The following is a 19,276-nucleotide window of genomic DNA, read 5'->3' as shown; positions in this document are numbered from 1 at the left end:
GGTGTTTAAAACATTGTGAAACCGGATGAGTTCCGGCAAATAATTCATTGTGCAAACATTACCAGACTGTAAGTATTGTTAACACCCTTTGGTTCAAATAAATTTCCAATATGATTATTCGCAAGCTAATCAGGAGGGGTGATGGTTCCCTCCTGATGTAGTTCCGTACGTTATTACGCCAACTTATGTTTATATCCCTTCATCCAGACCAGTAAATTCAATACACACATGATGGTACCTGCCGCCGACACCCCATACCAGCCCGCGGCCTGATAGGCCGAAGCAGACACCAGTGAACCTACTGCACCGCCAATAAAGTATGTCGTCATGTAACCCGCAGTCAGGCGGTTTCGTGCTTCCGGCATGGTTTTATAGATAACACTTTGGTTGGTAATGTGAACGCCCTGAACCGAAAGGTCCAAAACGATAATGCCGATAATCAGCGAAATCACCGAATGCTGACCCCAGGCAATCGCAGCCCACGAAAGCAGTAACAGGATCAGTCCCGCCGTGGTGGTCAGGTGCGCTTTCCCCTTATCTGCCAGATGTCCGGCGCGGGTAGCCGCCAGCGCGCCAGCCGCACCCACCAGCCCGAACAGCCCGATCACCGCTTCGGAATAATTGTACGCCGGGCCTGCCAGCAGGAACGCCATTGACGTCCACAAAATACTGAAGTTAGCGAAACAAAACATGCCGATCAGCGCGCGCGTGCGTAAAACCGGCGTGTGAATGAACAGCGTGAAGATGGATTTCAGCAGCTGCGGATAATTCAGGTCGGTATGTTGCTGGTGTTTCGGCAGCTTGCGCCACAAGACCAGGGCCATCACGATCATCAGTGCGCTCGCCACCCAGTAAACGGTGCGCCAGCCGCCCAGCGACGCCAGCAGACCAGCGACAGTACGCGCCAGCAGAATGCCCAGCAGCAGCCCGGACATAATCAGTCCGACCACTTTACCGCGACGTTCCGGTTCCGCGAGCGTCGCGGCCAGCGGCACCAAAATTTGCGCTACGACGGAGAACAACCCGGTCAGCGCTGTACCGACCAGCATGATGGTCAGCGTGGGCGCCATAGCGGTGATCAGTAATCCCGCAGCGGAAAGCAGCGTCATCAGCACGATTAAACCGCGACGTTCGAACATATCGCCAAGCGGCACGATAAACATCAGCCCGCAGGCATAACCCAGCTGTGCCACGGTGACGATGAATCCGGCCTGATTGACAGAAAGATCAAACGCGCGTGCGATGGTTTCCAGCAGCGGCTGCGGGTAATAGTTACTGGCGACGGCAAGCCCGGTGGCAACTGCCATCAGAATAATCAGCGCCGGGCTGAGGGGGGAATGCGTTGTAGTTTTTTTCATAATCAGAATAAATGGATCTTATTGAAGGAGCAGGGAAATGCGTAAAACGATTATCGTTTGAGTTGAAATATTAAACCAATGAATAGTTTTTATGGCAACTAGTTGATTTTGCAATAGCGTTTTTTTTATACAGACCCCACAAAAAAAACGGGCGAAGATTGCTCTCCGCCCGCTGGTCTTACAGAGTTTGTGCCGTGTTATTTCGCAGCAGCCATCGATTCTTTAATCCAGCCATCGAACACTTCCTGGTGGGCTTTGATCCAGCCGTCAGTCTGTGCGCTGATATCCGCTTCTGAATTATGACCGGCGTGCATGGCAGCGTTCTGCGCATTGATGTCTTTCAAAGGCAGTTTCATGATGGCAAACAGTTTCGCCGCTGCCGGGTTTTTCTCAGTCCAGGCCCGGTTCGCTACGATACGCATAGTACTGACCGGGAAACCATAGTTCTTGCCATTTGGCAGCTCAGTGTTGGGGTTTTTCTCGCCCGGCACCACGGAGAATGGCACCTGCAACCACACAACATCTTTGCCCGGCACCATAATGCTGCTCACCCAGTACGGCGTCCACGTGTAATAAAACACAGGCTTGCCTTCTTTGTAGCGCGTAATGGTGTCAGCGATCATCGCAGCATAGTTACCCTGATTGTTGGTCACGGTATCTTCCAGACCGTAAGCTTTCAGCTGTTCATTCAGCACCGCCTCACAACCCCAGCCCGGTGTACAACCGGTCAGATCGGCTTTACCGTCACCGTTGGTATCAAAAATTTTTGCCAGTTTCGGGTCTTTCAGCTGAGCGACATTGGTAATGTGATATTTATCGGCGGTTTTCTTATCAATAAGCCAGCCTTGTGCCGCGCCGGTGATATACGTGCCTTCGCGGTAAAAGACCTTATCGCCACCGGCTGCTTTGTACATTTCATCATGCAGCGGCGTCCAGTTAACGGCGGTAAAGGTTGCATCACCGGCAGCCATGGTGGTGTAGCCTACGTTGTAATCGACTTCGCGAATCGGCAGAACGTCGTAGCCCAGTTTTTCCAGCGCTTTATTTACCAGCTCAGTCTGGAAGGTTTCTTCGCTGATGCTGCTTTGAATTGGCGTAACTTTAATGCCTTTACCCGGCAGATCGGCGGCGAAAGTAGAAGCTGTGGCAAATGTAGTGAGAGCGACGAGCGCCCAGAGTCCTGTCTTTTTCATAAATTCCTCAGATTTTATCTTTGATTATTTTTTTGCTGCGGCAGCGGCAGCTTCTTTGATCCAGCCATCGAAGGTCGCCTGATGCGCCTTGATCCAGCCGTCGACGTGTTGCTGAATATCCTCGGAAGAAGATTCACCCTCGTGCATCCGCAAGTTCTGCGCATTCACATCAGCCAGTGGCAATTTCATAATGGCAAACAGCTTCGCAGCCGCCGGGTTTTGCTCAGCCCAGGCTTTATTCGCCACGATATGTTCGTTATTGACCGGGAAACCGTAGTTTTTACCGTTCGGCAGCGTGGTATCGAGATCTTTCAATGAACCTGGATTGGCGGAGAAAGGCACGGTCAGCCAGACCACATCTTTGCCAGGTTTCATCTCGTTACTGACCCAGTAAGGCGTCCAGGTGTAATACAGCACCGGTTTACCAGATTTATAGCGGGTGAGGGTATCGGCGATAATGGCCGAATAGTTGCCCTCGTTTTGCGTCACGGTATCCGTCAGGCCGTAGGCTTTAAGCTGCGTGCTAATTACGGAGCCGCATACCCAGCCTGGATTACAGCCCGCCATGTCGGCTTTGCCATCGCCGTCGGCGTCGAACAATTTGGCGATTTTCGGATCTTTCAGCTGCGACAAATCGTGGATGTGATATTTGTCTGCGGTTTTCTTGTCGATCAGATAACCCTGCGCCGCACCGCCGATAAACGTACCTTCACGGTAGAATTTCTGATCGCCACCGGCTGAGGCATACATGTCTTTTTGCAGCGGATCCCAGTTCACCGCCATGAACGTCGAATCACCACTGGCGATGGCGGTATACGCCACGTTGTAGTCGACTTCGCCGGTTTGCTGAACGTCGTAGCCCAGTTTTTGCAGCGCACGGTTAACCAGTTCGGTCTGGAATGTTTCTTCTGCGATAGTGCTTTGCAACGGTTTGACGACCACGCCTTTGCCCGGTAAATCGGCAGCGAAAGCGGCGGGTGTCGCAATGGATAATGCGAGGATGAGTGCTTTTTTCTGAGTTGTGCGCATGGTGAACCCTTATTCTTGCTTGTGAATACGTAAGAGTGGACTGCGTTGTTTCAGTGTATTGAGAGTTCCCGGCAGCGAACTGCCGGGAAAAGTGCAGTATGAATTAGGCTTTTTTAACGAAAGGCTTCATCACCAGACCGACAGGGCCGCGGGTGAACCAGCGGTGACCGCCTTTACTGCGGCTGTCGCGACCCATCGACTGGGTAAGACGGTCGAGGATAATGGCGAGGATGACGATACCTGCACCACCGACTGACGCCAGGCCCATGTCCAGACGACCGATACCGCGCAGAACCATCTGACCCAGGCCACCGACTGCAATCATCGAGGCGATAACCACCATCGACAGCGCCAGCATCAGTGTCTGGTTAATACCCGCCATAATGGTCGGCATCGCCAGCGGCAGCTGAACTTTAAACAGCAGCTGGCTCGGGCTTGAACCAAAGGATTTGGCAGCTTCGATCAGGTCATCTGGTACCTGATTGATACCCAGAATGGTCAGACGCACGACTGGCGGCAGGGCGAAGATGATCGTTACCACCACGCCCGGCACGTTCCCGATACCAAACAGCATCACAATCGGCACCAGATACACAAACGCCGGAGTGGTCTGCATGGCATCAAGCAATGGCCTGATAATTTTGGCGGCCCTCTGACTACGGGCCAGCCATATGCCGAGCGGCAAGCCTATCAAAATACAGAAGAACAGCGAGGTCAGTACCAGCGCCAGCGTCACCATCGCTTGTGACCATGCGCCGATAGCACCGATCAGAACCAGTGAAACCAGCGTAGCGGCACCCATACCGAAACCGGCCATCTGCCAGGCGATCAGCGCGAACACCAGGATCGCCAGCGGGGCAGGCAGGGATTCCAGACCATGCTGGAAACCGCTCAGTACGAAATCGACCGGCACACGGATCCCCTGGAATACCGGGCGGAAGTTGGTAACCAGCCAGTCGATCCCGTGGGTGACCCAATGGTCGAGCGGGATCAGCGTGTTGTGGAACGGATCGAGAATATTAAAATGCTGATGATGTTCAGGCGCGACAGCCAGCCAGTCATTGGCCTGTGCAGCGGCATGGTGTGCGGTGTCCGGAGCGCTGGTCGCGGCATCGCTGGCGCCCCCCCACGGATCACTGCTTGCCGCTGCGTTTGCCGCGGCATCGGGCTGAGCCGCAACAGCGCCACTGGCGTTATCGGCACCCCACGGGTCGACGGACGCGTCGGGAACCTGCGCCTGAGCGGCCTGTGCGTGCTGAACAATGGTGTTATGTATGCTTGAAAGACTCATTCGTTACCCCCTTCTTTATCCAGAGCCTGAAGCAACATGGCTTTGGAAATAATGCCGATATAGTTATTGTCCTCATTGACGACCGGCACGGCGCAAGGCGCGGCGGCGACATGAGAAATCAGTTCGCTGAGTGGCATATCTGCCTGCACCGCAGCCGGAGATTCCAGCAGGGCGCTTTCCAGCGTCAGATTGGCTTTCAGCGCAGCTTTCAGGGATTCAATCGACACAACGCCGATGAATTTCTGTCCACGTTCAAGCACATAACCATATTCGCGGTCTTCATCTTCGAGCAGCTTAAGGGCGGCACGCGGACCAAAACCGGGGGTTTTACGTATAAGCGCGCCACGACGGCGGGCAATGTCTTTGGCACTAAATACCTGGCTGATATCGACGCCACGGAAGAAGGTGCGCACATAGTCGTTGGCCGGATTATTCAGAATGTCTTCCGGCGTACCGACCTGCACCACTTCGCCGCCCTGCATAATGGCGATGCGATCGCCGATGCGCATGGCTTCGTCGAGATCATGGGAAATAAACACGATGGTGCGCTGATGCTGAGCCTGAAGCTTCACCAGCTCATCCTGCATCTCGGTACGAATTAATGGGTCAAGCGCCGAGAAGGCTTCATCCATCAGCAGAATGTCAGGGTTGTTGGCCATCGCACGGGCAAGACCCACACGCTGACGCATACCGCCCGATAATTCATCAGGATAAGATTTGGCATAGTTTTCCAGCCCGACCTGACGCAACGCGTCAATCGCTTTTTCATTGCGCTCTTCGACCGGGACACCGGCCAGTTCCATACCAAACGCGGTGTTATTCAACACGGTCAGGTGTGGCATCAGCGCAAAGGACTGAAATACCATACTGATTTTACTGCGGCGCACCTGGCGCAATTTTGACTCTGAGATTTTGGCGATATCTTCGCCGTCGATCAGGACTTCGCCACGGGTGGGCTCTATCAGACGATTGAGAAGGCGTACCATGGTGGATTTACCAGAACCGGATAACCCCATGATGACGAAAATCTCGCCTTCTTCAATGGCCAGACTGGCATTCTTTACGCCAAGTGAAAGACCGGTTTTCTCAAAAATTTCTTCTTTACCCTTGCCTGCGTCAATCATCTTGAAAGCGCGATCAGGGTTCTCGCCAAATACCTTATAAAGATTCTTTACTTCGATTTTAATTGCCATGCAATGTGCATTCCTTGGATATAAATAGCCGTATCGGCTCGATATCTAGTTTTTGTGTTGGACCGTATAGGATTTTGCCTGTAACAAAATAGTGAACGCTTTATACCCTAACACATAGAGATTCTGAGACAAGTCTCAATGTTTCCGGGGAATAATCATGATTGTGTTTCTGGTGGCGTATTTATCTGTATTTGCAGTGTTTAATTTAGATCAGTTAGCACTGACATTTAATGACAAATTATCCTGCCCGAAAATTTCAGCGCAGAACTAATTCCCCAACCGATTATTTTGTTAAAAATATATATAATTTGTTGTTTTCATTAAAGATAATGTCTTTTGTTTTTGTGGGGTTATAAGGGGCGGTAATTGCGTGATTTATATGGGGTTAATGTGTTTTGCTCAGTGCTTATTTACATGTGTAAATAGAGATTTCAGATTCGACTGAACGCGGAGAATTTACCGCTTGTCTGAAAGATGAGTGCTCAGTGAAATAATGACCTGAACCAGTGGGATCTGCGGGAAATTCGCCGGTGATAACACCGGCAGAATGTGCGAAATGCGTCACGCAAAATGGCCAAAATTCGGCCTCAGGATACGGATTTTTCTTGGTCTGCTATTTTGCGATATAAGCGTCTCGGATGACCGATATTTCCGTACTGCATTTCGACACCGATAAAGCCAATTTCCACACAATATTCCAGATAACGACGGCCTGTTGTTTTGCTGATCCCGACTTCCTCAACCACCTCTTCAACAGACCAGCTGACGTCAGGTTTCGCGGTAAATACGCGCTGAACCAGTTCGAGTGTATTCGGTTCGATGCCTTTGGCGGAAGGGGCTGCCGGCGTATCGCTGGCGGGCAGATTGAACAGCTTATCCAGCGCCCGCTGATCCACCACTTTCACATTACGCAGCGTTTGTACCAGCTGCATAAAACGTTCCAGTGAGCTTTGCAGGCGGTGGAAAGATACCGGTTTGATTATGTAGTCGAACGCGCCGCTGCGCATTGCATGACTACAGGTTTGCATATCGCTGGCGGCGGTAATGAAAATCACCGAGCAATCGAAGCTTTTCAGCAGCGGGCTGTCGATGAGATCCACACCCTGACCGTCCGGTAAAAAGTTATCGAGCAGAATCAGCCGTGGCTCATGCAGGCGCAGCAATGAGCGTGCCTGTTCCAGCGTGGCGGCGATACCCACGACACGCAGATTGAAATTTTGCTCGATAAAATCGCGGTGCAGGCCGGCCAGATGCGGCTCGTCTTCCACAATCACGACATCGAGAGCGCTACTGTTATTCATGATTCTTTCCTGTTAGAGCATCTGCCGGAGTCGGTATAAAGACTGAAAATATCGTACCTTGCGGCGTGTTGTCTGAGATTTCGATGCTGCCCCCGGCCTGACGGACATATCCGGCCACCAGATAAAGCCCGATACCGTGTTCGGCGCCGGTCGTCTCATAGCCACTTGAGGGCTTGCTTGTCACGCCCTGTTCAAACAGATGGGGTTTCAGGGCATCGTCCACGCCGCTGCCCTGATCGGCGACTTCAATCAGCAGCTCCTGGTTTCTGTCGGAAATATACAGTTCGACCGGCGCAGTAGGCGTCGGCGCTTTCAGCGTGGCGTCCACGGCATTATCCAGCAGATTACCCACTACCGACATCAGCTCAGTTTCAGTAATCGTTGCCGGAATACGGGTTAACTGGCAGGCGGGGTCGAAACTCAGCTCCACGCCTTTTTCGCGCGCGCTGACGTATTTACCCAGCAGCAACCCGCACAGCGCCGGGGAGGTGAAGCGTGTCGAGACGAAATCCAGCACCGCCTGGGCACCTTCAGACTGCGCCTGAATATAGTGCATTGCATCGTCGTAGCGCTGCATTTGCAGCAACCCCGCCAGCGTGGCAGTCCAATTCAGCTGTTCATGGCGCATGATGCGCAGATTGTCCGCGTAACGTTTCACCTGGCTCAGCTGACTGCTCAGCGTATTAATGTCGTTTTTATCGCGGAAACTGAACACCCAGCCGCTTTCCTTGCCCGGTTCAAGCTCGATCGGCACGCGGTTGACGATCACCTGTCTTTGGTTAAGCACCGTAATCTGATCATGCTGGCTGTTATTTTCACTGACGCCACTTTGCGTAAAGAAGCTAGGTGGGATTTGTAACACCTCCGCCAGCGATTTACCCAGCAGTTCATTTTCGGGCTGATGGATATCGAGTAACTCACGTGCGGCACGGTTGATGGAAATCAGCTGCTTCTGCGCATTAATCGCAAATACGCCTTCATACATGGCTTCCAGCAAGGCTTTTTGCTGGCGAACCAGAAGGGCAATATCTTTTGGCTCCAGCCAGAACATCTGCTTTTTAACGTTGCGGGTAAACATCCATGAAAAAATAAACAGCAGTAATAAAAGAAGTAAACCGTATAAACCAACCTGCGCCAGGCGGTGGCCGTTAATGTTATCAATATATGAGGTGAGGTAGCCGACGGAAACAATACCGATGACCTGATTATTCTCATCAAGGATCGGCGCTTTACTGCGTAACGAAACGCCGATGCCGCCTTGTCTGATGGAAATAATGGTTTTACCGGCCAGCACCTCTGCGTTATCACCGCCAATCATCGGCAGATCGATACGCTGCGGAGATTCGGAATGATAAAGATGCAGCTCGTGGGTATCCCCGATCACGATATAACTGGCATCGCTTTTATCGCGCAGTGGCTGGATAAGTCTGGCGATCCCGGCGATATCCCGGGCCTGAACCTTCTGTGCCAGCCCTGGCATCAGTGCGATTTCACTGGCCTGAACGCGTGCGCGCTGGCCGAGGTCATGGTGCAACTGACGGTCGATAATATGAAATAAAATCGCGCCCAGCAGCACCAGCAACAGGCAGGAAAATACCACCAGAGATAAAAAGAGTTTTACCTGAAAAGGCATTCGGAGTTTCATTCGGTCTGCGGCCACATCAACGTAAAGACACACATTGAATAAGCGTACCATGGGCCAACAGTGGCGGTAATCGGATAAAGACAGAGTTGTGAACAGGCAATATAAATAGCGATGAATTCACTCAATAATTATAAGGGTAATAGGGCGTTTTACTACAAATCTGATAATCCTTATAAATCAAATAACATTAACTCCATAAACACCATAACAACCTTAATCCCTGCGATTTTAATTTGAACAAACTCACATCCTGCTGACCTGCTGTTTTCTTATGCTCAGAACATCAATAAGAAAAGTATTTATAAGAAAGAGGCAATGTCATGAGCACAACCGACGATTCCTACATCGCAGTCAAAGAAAAGAAAGCTTCCGGCCTCTCAGCCAGGCAAAAATGGTGGCACATTCTCGATAACTACAAGATTGGTATTATCCCGCTGCCTTTCTTCCTGCTGGCGGGTGTGCTGATCCTGCTCGACTGCCTGAACGGCAAACTGCCTAGCGATATCGTGGTGATGGTCGCCACGCTGGCCTTCTTCGGTTTTGCCTGCGGAGAATTGGGTAAACGCTTACCGGTAGTGGGCAAACTCGGCGCGGCAGCGATTTGCGCCACCTTTATTCCTTCGGCGATGGTGCATTACGGGCTGTTGCCGGACGTGGTCGTTGATTCCACGGTCAAATTCTATAAATCCACCAATATTCTCTACCTTTATATCTGCTGCATTATTGTCGGCAGCATCATGAGCATGAATCGTCAGGTACTGATCCAGGGTTTTATGCGCATTTTCGTACCGATGCTTTGCGGCGAAGTTGTCGGGATGATCGCCGGTATGGCGATGGGCACCGTTTTAGGGCTACCGCCGATGCAAACCTTCTTCTTCCTGATCCTGCCGATCATGGCCGGTGGCGTGGGTGAAGGCGCGATCCCGCTGTCGATGGGCTACGCGACCATTCTGCATATGGAGCAGGGCGTGGCACTGGGACGTATTTTGCCAATCGTCATGCTGGGGGGGCTGACGGCGATAGTGCTGGCGGGTGTGCTCAATCAGCTCGGTAAACGCTACCCGCATCTGACCGGCGAAGGTCAGCTGATGCCGTCCAAAAAAGGTGAACTGGGCAGTGGCACTGACGAATTCGAAGGTAATCCTGGCGTGAATGCACTGGCCTGTGGCGCGCTGCTGGCGATCCTGTTGTACATGGTCGGGATGCTAGGACAAAAATGGATCGGTTTGCCTGCACCGGTCGGTATGTTATTCGCGGCGGTGCTGGTAAAACTGGCGAACGGCGTTTCACCGACTATTCAGCACGGTTCGATGACGGTGTACAAATTCTTCCGTACCGCAGTAACCTATCCGGTGCTGTTCGCGGTGGGCGTGGCGATTACGCCGTGGCAGGAACTGATTAATGCTTTTACTGTCCCGAACCTGCTGGTGATCGTGACCACGGTGCTGGCGCTGGTGGGCACCGGTTTTTACGTCGGCAAGAAAATCGGTATGCATCCGATTGATGTGGCGATTGTTTCCTGCTGCCAGAGCGGGCAGGGCGGCACCGGTGATGTCGCGATCCTCACTTCGGGTAACCGTATGACCCTGATGCCTTTTGCACAAATTGCTACCCGTATCGGTGGTGCCATCAACGTTTCTGTCGGGCTGTTTGTTCTGGCAAAGTTCTTCTCCTGAGTTCTCCTCTCATTTGCACCAACCCCTTATACCAAAGGGGTTGGTTTAACAGACAAAATTGTTTTCGGTCTAATTTTGGACACACTGCAGGCTGGTTATTTTTTGTTTCGTGGTTATTATTTACGCACTCAAAGATGAGTCACCTGCACCGTCAGCGGGTTCTCTGTATGGATTAATGGTATTTTCGTTAAAAGAAGTCGCGCATGTTCTGTATTAAAATATTCCTCCCTGTATTACTGATTATTGCTCCGGCACTCTTTAGCACCAATTCCTTTGCTTTTGATATGCCAAAGGAATTCGCGTCTATGAATCATCATAAGTTCTCCCACGAAGAGCTTTTTAATGTAAAAGAATCACCGGTATATGAAGACGGTAATGGCAACGCAAAAACGATCAAAGCTTCCTTACTGTCAGAATATTCAAACTGGAAAGGCACGCATTATCGTCTGGGGGGCACTACCCACAAAGGTGTGGATTGTTCAGCGCTGATGCAGCATATCTTCAATGCTTCCCTGCACCAGCAGTTGCCCCGAACGACGTTCCAGCAGATAAAGAACGGGCAGAAGATCAGCATAAATGATCTCAAACCCGGTGATCTGGTCTTTTTCAAAACATCGTCGCGCGATCGTCATGTCGGTGTTTACGTGGGTGATAATCAGTTTATTCACGCATCAAAAATTGAAGGTGTGACTATTTCTTCATTAGATAATCAGTACTGGATTAATCATTATGAAACGGCGCGACGTTTAGAATTAATGAGTTAAAATAAAGCATACAATCACGGGCGAATTAGTCTTTGTAATTCGCCCGTGATAATTTATGGATAATATATCGCTTATTTATCCGAAGATGCCTGCCACAGATTTAATTCGCCATCCGCCACATGTTTATCAATCGCCGTCAGTTCTTCTGCGGTAAAACGCAGGTTTTCCAGCGCCTTCACGTTTTCATCCAGTTGTTCCGGACGGCTGGCACCGATCAGCACCGACGTCACACGGTTATCCTTCAGCAGCCAGCTGAGTGCCATCTGCGCCATTGTCTGCCCGCGCTGTTGCGCCATTTCATTGAGCAAACGCAGACTGTTCAGATTCTCTTCTGACAGCATTTTGGCATTCAGGCCGCGTACTTTGTTCCCTTCAACCTGCATACGCGAACCGTCCGGAATACCGTTAAGGTATTTGCCGGTGAGCAAACCCTGCGCCAGCGGTGTGAACGCAATACATCCCACGCCATTTTGTTCCAGCGTGTCCAGCAGGCCACTTTTATCGACCCAGCGGTTCAGCAGATTATAAGAAGGCTGATGGATAAGTAGCGGTACTTTCAGCTCGCGCAGCAGTTCCGCCATTTTCTGCGTACGTTCCGGCGAATAAGAGGAAATCCCGACATACAACGCCTTGCCGCTTTGCACGGCATACGCCAGCGCCGCAGCGGTTTCTTCCATTGGCGTTTCTTCATCCACACGATGCGAATAGAAGATATCGACGTAATCCAGCCCCATGCGTTGCAGGCTTTGATCGAGACTCGCCAGCAAATATTTGCGCGAACTGCCGGAGCCATACGGGCCCGGCCACATATCGTAACCGGCTTTCGTGGAGATGATCAGTTCATCGCGGTACGGGGCGAAATCCTGCTTCAGCAGACGGCCAAAATTCTCTTCGGCAGATCCCGGAGGGGGGCCGTAGTTATTTGCCAGATCAAAATGGGTGATGCCTAAATCAAAGGCTTTTTGCAGCAAGCCGCGCTGGGATTCCAGCTGGCTGACATGGCCGAAGCTGTGCCAGAGACCGAGAGACAGTGCAGGGAGTTTTAAACCGCTCTGACCACAGCGGCGAAATTGCATGGTTTCATAGCGGGAGGGTGAGGCCGTGTAGGGCATGATGTTTCCTTTTTCTGATAGCGTAGGGTTTTGAAACACTGTTTCTATACTAACGCTGAGAAAAATAACGGCAACTTCAGAAAGTGGCATTTATTTAACTCCCTCCCCTGCGCAGGGGAGGGAGTTTTTAGAAATCCCAGTCCTCGTCTTCGGTGTTAACGGCTTTGCCGATCACATACGACGATCCGGATCCTGAGAAGAAGTCGTGGTTTTCGTCGGCATTTGGCGATAATGCAGAAAGGATCGCCGGATTAACATCCGCCATGCTGGCCGGGAACAGGGCTTCGTAGCCGAGGTTCATCAGCGCTTTGTTGGCGTTGTAATGCAGGAATTTCTTCACGTCTTCGCTCCAGCCCACGCCGTCGTACAATTCTTCGGTGTAGCGGATCTCGTTATCGTACAAGTCCTGAATCAGATCAAACGCCTGCTCTTTGATCTGACGCTGACGTTCTTCGCTTTCCAGTGCCAGCGCTTTCTGGAATTTATAGCCGATGTAATAGCCGTGAACCGCCTCATCGCGGATGATCAGTCGGATCAAATCGGCGGTGTTGGTCAGTTTGGCGCGGCTCGACCAGTACATCGGCAGATAGAAGCCGGAGTAAAACAGGAACGATTCGAGGAACACGCTGGCAACTTTCTTCATCAGCGGATCTTCACCGTCGTAATACGACAAAATGATCGCCGCTTTATTTTGCAGCGCGACGTTTTCCTCGCTCCAGCGGTAAGCCTCGTCCACGTCTACGGTGGCGCACAACGTCGAAAAAATCGAGCTGTAAGAACGCGCATGCACCGCTTCCATAAAGCAGATATTCGAGTAAACCGCTTCCTCATGCGGTGTCACCGCATCTTTCATCAGCGTGGGTGCGCCGGCTACGTTTTGCACGGTATCAAGCAGCGTCAGGCCGGTAAATACCCTGATTGTTAGCTGTTTTTCTTGTGCGCTCAGCGTCGCCCAGGAAGGAATATCGTTCGACAGCGGTACCTTTTCCGGCAGCCAGAAATTCGACGTCAGGCGGTTCCACACCTCGAGGTCTTTATCGTCCTGGATTTTATTCCAGTTGATGGCTTTACTGACCGGTTGCGGCACTAACAATTGTTTTACTGCGCTCATCTTTTAAGTCCTTTCAATCGGTTACAGCGTGCAGGAAACGCAGCCCTGAACTTCGGTGCCTTCCAGCGCCATCTGGCGCAGACGGATGTAATAAATGGTTTTGATACCTTTGCGCCAGGCGTAAATCTGCGCTTTGTTGATATCGCGCGTGGTGGCGGTATCGCGGAAAAACAGCGTCAGCGACAACCCCTGATCGACGTGCTGTGTGGCTTCGGCGTAGGTATCAATGATTTTTTCCGGGCCGATTTCGTAGGCATCCTGGTAGTAATCCAGATTGTCGTTGGTCATAAACGCTGCCGGATAATACACACGACCAATTTTTCCCTCTTTGCGGATTTCTACGCGGGACACAATCGGGTGAATACTCGACGTCGAATTATTGATGTAAGAAATAGAACCTGTCGGCGGCACCGCCTGTAAATTCTGGTTATACAGGCCATGCTGCATCACCGAGTCTTTCAGCGCCGCCCAGTCTGCGGGGGTCGGAAGAGTTATTCCGGCGTCAGCAAACAGTTCGCGCACGCGTTCGGTTTTCGGCTGCCATTTCGCGGCCAATGCGTCATCGACATATTTGTCGAAATAGACGCCGCTGGCATAGGTGGAATCTTTAAACCCTTTAAATGACTGCTGGCGCTCGATGGCGATCTGGTTTGAGGCGCGGATGGCGTGGAAAGCCACCGTACAGAAATAGATATTGGTGAAATCCAGACCTTCTGCGGAACCGTAGTAAATCCGTTCGCGACACAGATAACCGTGCAAATTCATCTGACCCAGGCCGATGGCGTGCGAATCCTGATTACCCTGATCAATAGACGGCACCGAGCGGATGTTACTCATGTCAGACACCGCGGTCAGCGCGCGGACCGCCATTTCGACGGTATTGCCGAAGTCCGGCGAATCCATCGCTGAAGCGATATTCAGTGAGCCGAGATTGCAGGAAATGTCTTTGCCAATTTCCTGATAAGACAGGTCTTCGCCGTAGATTGTCGGCGAATTCACCTGCAAAATCTCCGAACACAGGTTGCTCATGTTGATGCGACCTTTGATCGGATTGGCGCGGTTAACCGTATCTTCAAACATCATGTACGGATAGCCGGATTCGAACTGAATTTCCGCCAGCACCTGGAAGAATTCACGCGCGTTGATTTTGCTTTTGTGAATGCGCTTGTCATTCACCATCTCACGGTATTTCTCGCTGATGCTGATTTCAGACATCGGCACGCCATACACTTTCTCGACGTGATACGGCGAGAACAGATACATCTCTTCGTTGTTCTTCGCCAGTTCGAACGTGATGTCTGGAATAACCACACCCAGCGACAGCGTTTTAATACGGATTTTCTCGTCGGCGTTTTCGCGTTTGGTATCGAGGAAACGCAGAATATCCGGGTGATGGGCGTTCAGATAGACCGCGCCTGCGCCCTGACGCGCGCCCAGCTGATTGGCGTAAGAAAACGCATCTTCCAGCATTTTCATAATCGGAATCACGCCGGAAGACTGGTTTTCAATACGCTTAATCGGCGCGCCCACTTCACGGATGTTGGTGAGCATAAACGCTACGCCGCCGCCGCGTTTGGAAAGCTGCAACGCCGAGTTCACCGAGCGTCCGATGGATTCCATATTGTCTTCGATGCGCAGCAAAAAGCAGGAGACCAGCTCGCCGCGCTGTTTTTTGCCGCAGTTGAGGAACGTCGGCGTAGCAGGCTGGAAGCGGCCTGAGATAATCTCATCGACAAAATGACTGGCGAGCTGAATATCGCCGCGTGCCAGCGTCATCGCCACCATGCAGACGCGATCTTCATAACGTTCGAGGTAACGTTTGCCATCGAAAGTTTTCAGCGTGTAGCTGGTGTAATACTTGAACGCGCCCAGGAAAGTCTGGAAGCGGAATTTTTTGGCGTAAGCCTGTTTGAATAACGCCTTAATATCGTCAAAAGCGTACTGGTCCAGCACAGTGGCTTCGTAATAGCCTTCTTCAACCAGATAACGCAGTTTTTCCGCCAGATTATGGAAGAACACGGTGTTCTGATTGACGTGTTGCAGGAAGTATTGGCGCGCGGCCAGGCGGTCTTTATCAAACTGGATCTGCCCGTCAGCGTCGAACAGATTCAGCATCGCGTTAAGCGCGTGATAGTCCGGGCTGCTGGTACCGGGGTCGGTGATTGCTAGTTCTGTCGCTGCCAAAATTCTGTTACTCCCTGTCTGACCTTTGCAACGTCTTCCGGCGTTCCCAGCAATTCAAAACGGTACAGGTAAGGCACCTGACACTTCTGGGAAATAATATCGCCGGCAATACAATACGCTGCGCCGAAGTTGGTGTTTCCTGCGGCGATAACGCCGCGGATGAGTGAACGGTTATGTTCATCGTTGAGAAAACGGATCACTTGTGTCGGTACCGCGCCTTTGGCCGATCCGCCGCCATAGCTCGGCACCACCAAAATGTACGGTGTGTCGACGCGCAATTTTTCGGGCTGACGATCTTTCGGGATGCGGATCGCCGGCAAACCTGTTCTGCCGACGAAGCGATGGGTGTTTTCTGAACTGCTGGAAAAATAGACCAACGGATTCATCCGCCGGGCCTCAGAACGCGTTCTGAAGCTGGCGCAGGGCGCTGATTTTGTCCGGACGGAAACCAGACCAGTGGTCGTCACCGGCCACAATCACCGGAACCTGCTGATACCCCATCGCCCGAACCTGCCCGAGAGCCTGCTCATCTTGTGTTAAATCCACAACATCGTAAGCGATGCCTTGTTTATCTAATGCACGGTAAGTCGCGTTGCACTGGACACAGTCTGGTTTACTGTAAATAATAATGCTCATGATTCGTATTTCCATCTGGTATGAAATCAGAGACCATTTTTGCCTGCCCGCTGTGCGGCTGATTCAGCCAGGGGAGAGGCGCGAGAGTCGGTGCCATCGTGGCGTCCCGATGCACTGAATACTAGATGTGGTGATTAAAATTTTCAACCACACAATATGTAGATTTTCTAAATTTGCTTATTGCAAAAACGACAAAGCCCGCAGGAAGCGGGCTGGAGAGGGAAAACTTTTTTCGGTATGTTTTTTGAGCAGTGAGATTACTGGCGCATGCCTACCGCAAGACGGTTAAACGCATTCATTATGCCGATTGCGAACGTCAGTTCCGAGATTTCCACGTCGCTGAATTGTGCTTTCAGGGGCTCAAATGCATTATCCGGTGCGCCGGTTGTTGCCACCAGCGTCAGGGATTCTGCCCATGCCAGCGCCGCGCGTTCACGTTCGGAATACGCGTGGCTGACCTGCCAGCCCGCCAGCTGATCCAGTTTGGTTTGCGCGACATCCATTTTGCGCAGTGCTTTGGAATGCATATCCAGGCAATAGGCGCAGCCGTTAATTTGCGACACACGCAGGAATGCCAGTTCGATAATCACGTTATCCAGCGGACCGTTTTCCAGCGCGCCAAGCGCCGCTTTCATCGGTTCCATCACGGAAGAAGACAAAGAATAATAAGGCAGGCGAAGTGCAGTCATGATGATTTCCTTTGGGATTTTTGGAGTTAACAACGACGCACGGTGCGCCTCAATGACCGCTACTTTACGCCTCACATGGTCTATACTACAGGGCCATAAAATACATATTTAAACAGGTCATGATGCGCGGCTTCAGTCTTTCCTTTCAGCTCGATCCCCGGCACAAAGAACCGCTTTACCGTCAGATTTATCAGCGGGTAAAACAGGCGATCATGGCCGGTCAGCTTAAACGCGACAGCCGCGTACCGTCGGTGCGGGCACTGGCCAGTGAACTCGGCGTGGCGCGCGCAACGGTGGAAAACGCTTACGGCCTGCTGATGGCGGAAGGATTTCTGCAAAGTCGCGGGCAGGCCGGAACAGTGGTCAGCGCCCCGGAGAGTTTATCCGTCCCCGCGCCAAAACCGATCAGGAAAGACGCCACGCGTAAACCCATCAACCCGATGCTGCCCTCTGTTTCTTCTTTGCCTTTCCAGCTCGGGCTTCCTGCGCTGGATGAATTCCCCCGCGCTATCTGGTCGCGCATAGTCTCGAGACAAATCCGCCACACCAGCATGAACGATCTCGGTCATCCGCCGCTTGCGGGCACTGACGGATTGCGTAGTGTGGTCGCGCGTTATCTGCAACTTTCCCGCGGATTTACCTGCCGTCCCGAACAGATTTTTATCTGCGGCGGTTACGCGCCGGTTCTGGATTTGATTATCGGCAGCCTGTTGCAGCCCGGCGACGGTGTCTGGCTGGAAGACCCCGGTTATCCGGTGACGCAGGCGTTTTTCCGCGCGGCAGGTGCGGTTGCCATGGCGGTGAACGTGGATGATGAAGGCATGAATGTTCCGCAGGCGGTGAAGCAATTTCCTGACGCACGATTTGCCGTCGTAACGCCCGCGCACCAAAGCCCGACCGGCGTCACCATGAGCTTATCGCGACGCATGGCGTTGCTGGACTGGGCGGCGAAACAGCAGGCCTGGATTATCGAAGATGACTATGACAGCGAATTCCGTTATCACGGCCAGCCGCTGCCTTCTCTAAAAAGTCTGGATACGCAGGGAAGGGTGATTTATGCAGGGACATTCAGCAAAGTGATGTTTCCGGCGTTGCGCTGCGGCTATGTGGTGGTGCCAGAAAGTCTGGTGGATAAAATCGAGGCATATTGCCCGCTGCGGATTTGCGGCACGCCGCCTCTGGTGCAAAGCAGCATTGCGGAATTTATCGAACAGGGGCATTTCTACCGGCATCTTAAAAGAATGCGTCAGCTCTATGCACAGCGGCGTGGCTTTCTCGAACAGGCGCTGACGGCGCAGTTTTCGCCGGACGTATTGCGGGTGAATCAGCAAGTCGGCGGGATACAGTTATCCGCCAGCCTGAACAAAAATCTGGATGACGCGCTGATCGCCAAAAATGCGCGCGAACGGGGTCTTGCGGTACAAGCGCTTTCTGACTGGCAGGTTGAGCGAACTGAGCGTGACGATGCGTTGCGCCCGAACGGACTGCTGATGGGATTTCCCAATATTGGCACTCAGGAACAGGCAAACCAACTTGCCGCGCGACTGGAAGAAGTGATTTCAGAGAGCCAGAAATAGAAAACGGAGCCCGAAGGCTCCGTCGTCTTTTTAGCAATTGTGCGGCAATGAGGGAGCCACACGGATGTTTCAGCTTTTTAAGCCATATTCCCGACACAGGAGTGAAACATCACAAATTGCCTTTCAGGTTATCGACGTCCAAGCAGGACACCGATAACAATACCGATTGCTGCACCGGCACCTACGCCGTACCACGGATTATCTTTCACATAATCGTTGGCTGTAGCCGCCGCATCACGTGCCTGCTGACTGATTTTGTCGGTGTTAAAACGTGCACGGGTATCGCGCAGAACACCCTGAGCTTTGCTGCGGATTTTATCCAATTCGTCCCTGGATTTATCACCTGCAGACTGAAGCACTTCATCCAGCGTGTCCGCCAGCAGGGTTACGTCCTGATTAATATTTTTTTCTACTTTATCTGTTTTCTTAAACATTCCGTCTCTCCTTGTGTGACTGTTGGATTAAGCATAGACCATAATGTTGTACCGGATGGTTCTTTAAGGACAAAGGACTGCGA

Annotated in this window: 17 protein-coding genes; 3 read left to right on the top strand and 14 right to left on the bottom strand. The window is 51.9% G+C overall.

Annotated features, from left to right (window positions below; translation table 11 throughout):
• Positions 1–173: 173 nt before the first annotated feature.
• The 7 genes from D5398_RS18730 to D5398_RS18700 form a co-directional block, all read right to left on the bottom strand.
• A complete protein-coding gene (locus tag D5398_RS18730) occupies positions 174–1,358 on the bottom strand; it encodes an MFS transporter (RefSeq protein WP_120508977.1) in 1,185 nt (394 codons plus the stop codon).
• A 197-nt stretch (positions 1,359–1,555) separates the two neighbouring features.
• On the bottom strand, positions 1,556–2,551 hold the full coding sequence (gene proX / locus D5398_RS18725; protein ID WP_120508976.1) for a glycine betaine/L-proline ABC transporter substrate-binding protein ProX: 996 nt from the start codon (positions 2,549–2,551) through the stop codon (positions 1,556–1,558).
• A 24-nt stretch (positions 2,552–2,575) separates the two neighbouring features.
• A complete protein-coding gene (proX, locus tag D5398_RS18720; RefSeq protein ID WP_120508975.1) occupies positions 2,576–3,580 on the bottom strand; it encodes a glycine betaine/L-proline ABC transporter substrate-binding protein ProX in 1,005 nt (334 codons plus the stop codon).
• A 103-nt stretch (positions 3,581–3,683) separates the two neighbouring features.
• Complete coding sequence (gene proW / locus D5398_RS18715; protein WP_120508974.1) at positions 3,684–4,871, bottom strand: glycine betaine/L-proline ABC transporter permease ProW; 1,188 nt, start codon at positions 4,869–4,871, stop codon at positions 3,684–3,686.
• The gene (gene proV, locus D5398_RS18710; protein WP_120508973.1) at positions 4,868–6,064 is read right to left on the bottom strand and encodes a glycine betaine/L-proline ABC transporter ATP-binding protein ProV; all 1,197 of its coding nucleotides are present in this window, start codon (positions 6,062–6,064) and stop codon (positions 4,868–4,870) included. Before proV ends, proW begins: the two co-directional genes overlap by 4 nt.
• Before the next feature lie 587 nt (positions 6,065–6,651).
• The gene (locus tag D5398_RS18705) at positions 6,652–7,365 is read right to left on the bottom strand and encodes a response regulator (RefSeq protein WP_120508972.1); all 714 of its coding nucleotides are present in this window, start codon (positions 7,363–7,365) and stop codon (positions 6,652–6,654) included.
• Positions 7,358–9,010, bottom strand: a complete 1,653-nt coding sequence (locus D5398_RS18700; protein WP_120508971.1) for an ATP-binding protein — start codon at positions 9,008–9,010, stop codon at positions 7,358–7,360. The genes D5398_RS18705 and D5398_RS18700 overlap by 8 nt, the downstream gene beginning before the upstream one ends.
• Before the next feature lie 320 nt (positions 9,011–9,330).
• Between D5398_RS18700 and D5398_RS18695 the strand changes: the two genes are divergently transcribed.
• Together D5398_RS18695 and D5398_RS18690 are read left to right on the top strand one after the other, a co-directional pair.
• A complete protein-coding gene (locus tag D5398_RS18695; protein WP_120508970.1) occupies positions 9,331–10,686 on the top strand; it encodes a 2-hydroxycarboxylate transporter family protein in 1,356 nt (451 codons plus the stop codon).
• 203 nt (positions 10,687–10,889) lie between these two features.
• Entirely contained in the window at positions 10,890–11,450 is a 561-nt protein-coding gene (locus D5398_RS18690; RefSeq protein WP_120508969.1) for an NlpC/P60 family protein, read from the top strand.
• A 71-nt stretch (positions 11,451–11,521) separates the two neighbouring features.
• Here D5398_RS18690 and mgrA read toward each other — a convergent pair whose 3' ends face one another.
• The 6 genes from mgrA to D5398_RS18660 form a co-directional block, all read right to left on the bottom strand.
• The gene (gene mgrA / locus D5398_RS18685; RefSeq protein ID WP_120508968.1) at positions 11,522–12,562 is read right to left on the bottom strand and encodes an L-glyceraldehyde 3-phosphate reductase; all 1,041 of its coding nucleotides are present in this window, start codon (positions 12,560–12,562) and stop codon (positions 11,522–11,524) included.
• A 127-nt stretch (positions 12,563–12,689) separates the two neighbouring features.
• The gene (nrdF, locus tag D5398_RS18680; RefSeq protein ID WP_120508967.1) at positions 12,690–13,673 is read right to left on the bottom strand and encodes a class 1b ribonucleoside-diphosphate reductase subunit beta; all 984 of its coding nucleotides are present in this window, start codon (positions 13,671–13,673) and stop codon (positions 12,690–12,692) included.
• Positions 13,674–13,694: 21 nt separating this feature from the next.
• A complete protein-coding gene (gene nrdE, locus D5398_RS18675) occupies positions 13,695–15,857 on the bottom strand; it encodes a class 1b ribonucleoside-diphosphate reductase subunit alpha (RefSeq protein ID WP_120508966.1) in 2,163 nt (720 codons plus the stop codon).
• Complete coding sequence (nrdI, locus tag D5398_RS18670; RefSeq protein WP_120508965.1) at positions 15,839–16,243, bottom strand: class Ib ribonucleoside-diphosphate reductase assembly flavoprotein NrdI; 405 nt, start codon at positions 16,241–16,243, stop codon at positions 15,839–15,841. Before nrdI ends, nrdE begins: the two co-directional genes overlap by 19 nt.
• 10 nt (positions 16,244–16,253) lie before the next feature.
• Complete coding sequence (gene nrdH / locus D5398_RS18665; RefSeq protein WP_120508964.1) at positions 16,254–16,493, bottom strand: glutaredoxin-like protein NrdH; 240 nt, start codon at positions 16,491–16,493, stop codon at positions 16,254–16,256.
• Positions 16,494–16,750: 257 nt separating this feature from the next.
• Entirely contained in the window at positions 16,751–17,182 is a 432-nt protein-coding gene (locus tag D5398_RS18660; RefSeq protein WP_120508963.1) for a carboxymuconolactone decarboxylase family protein, read from the bottom strand.
• Between the two features lie 122 nt (positions 17,183–17,304).
• On the opposite strand from D5398_RS18660, the gene pdxR reads away from it, so the two are divergent.
• Positions 17,305–18,759 (top strand): MocR-like pyridoxine biosynthesis transcription factor PdxR, encoded by a 1,455-nt coding sequence (gene pdxR / locus D5398_RS18655; RefSeq protein WP_120508993.1) that lies wholly within the window; start codon positions 17,305–17,307, stop codon positions 18,757–18,759.
• A 128-nt stretch (positions 18,760–18,887) separates the two neighbouring features.
• On the opposite strand, the gene D5398_RS18650 is transcribed toward pdxR, so the two are convergent.
• On the bottom strand, positions 18,888–19,193 hold the full coding sequence (locus D5398_RS18650) for an ElaB/YgaM/YqjD family protein (RefSeq protein ID WP_120508962.1): 306 nt from the start codon (positions 19,191–19,193) through the stop codon (positions 18,888–18,890).
• Positions 19,194–19,276 lie beyond the last annotated feature (83 nt).

Source organism: Rahnella bruchi, assembly GCF_003614975.1.
In the GTDB taxonomy this organism is placed as follows: domain Bacteria; phylum Pseudomonadota; class Gammaproteobacteria; order Enterobacterales; family Enterobacteriaceae; genus Rahnella; species Rahnella bruchi.
The sequence above is the reverse complement of the archived record's forward strand: the minus strand, read 5'-3'. Positions and strand labels throughout refer to the sequence as shown.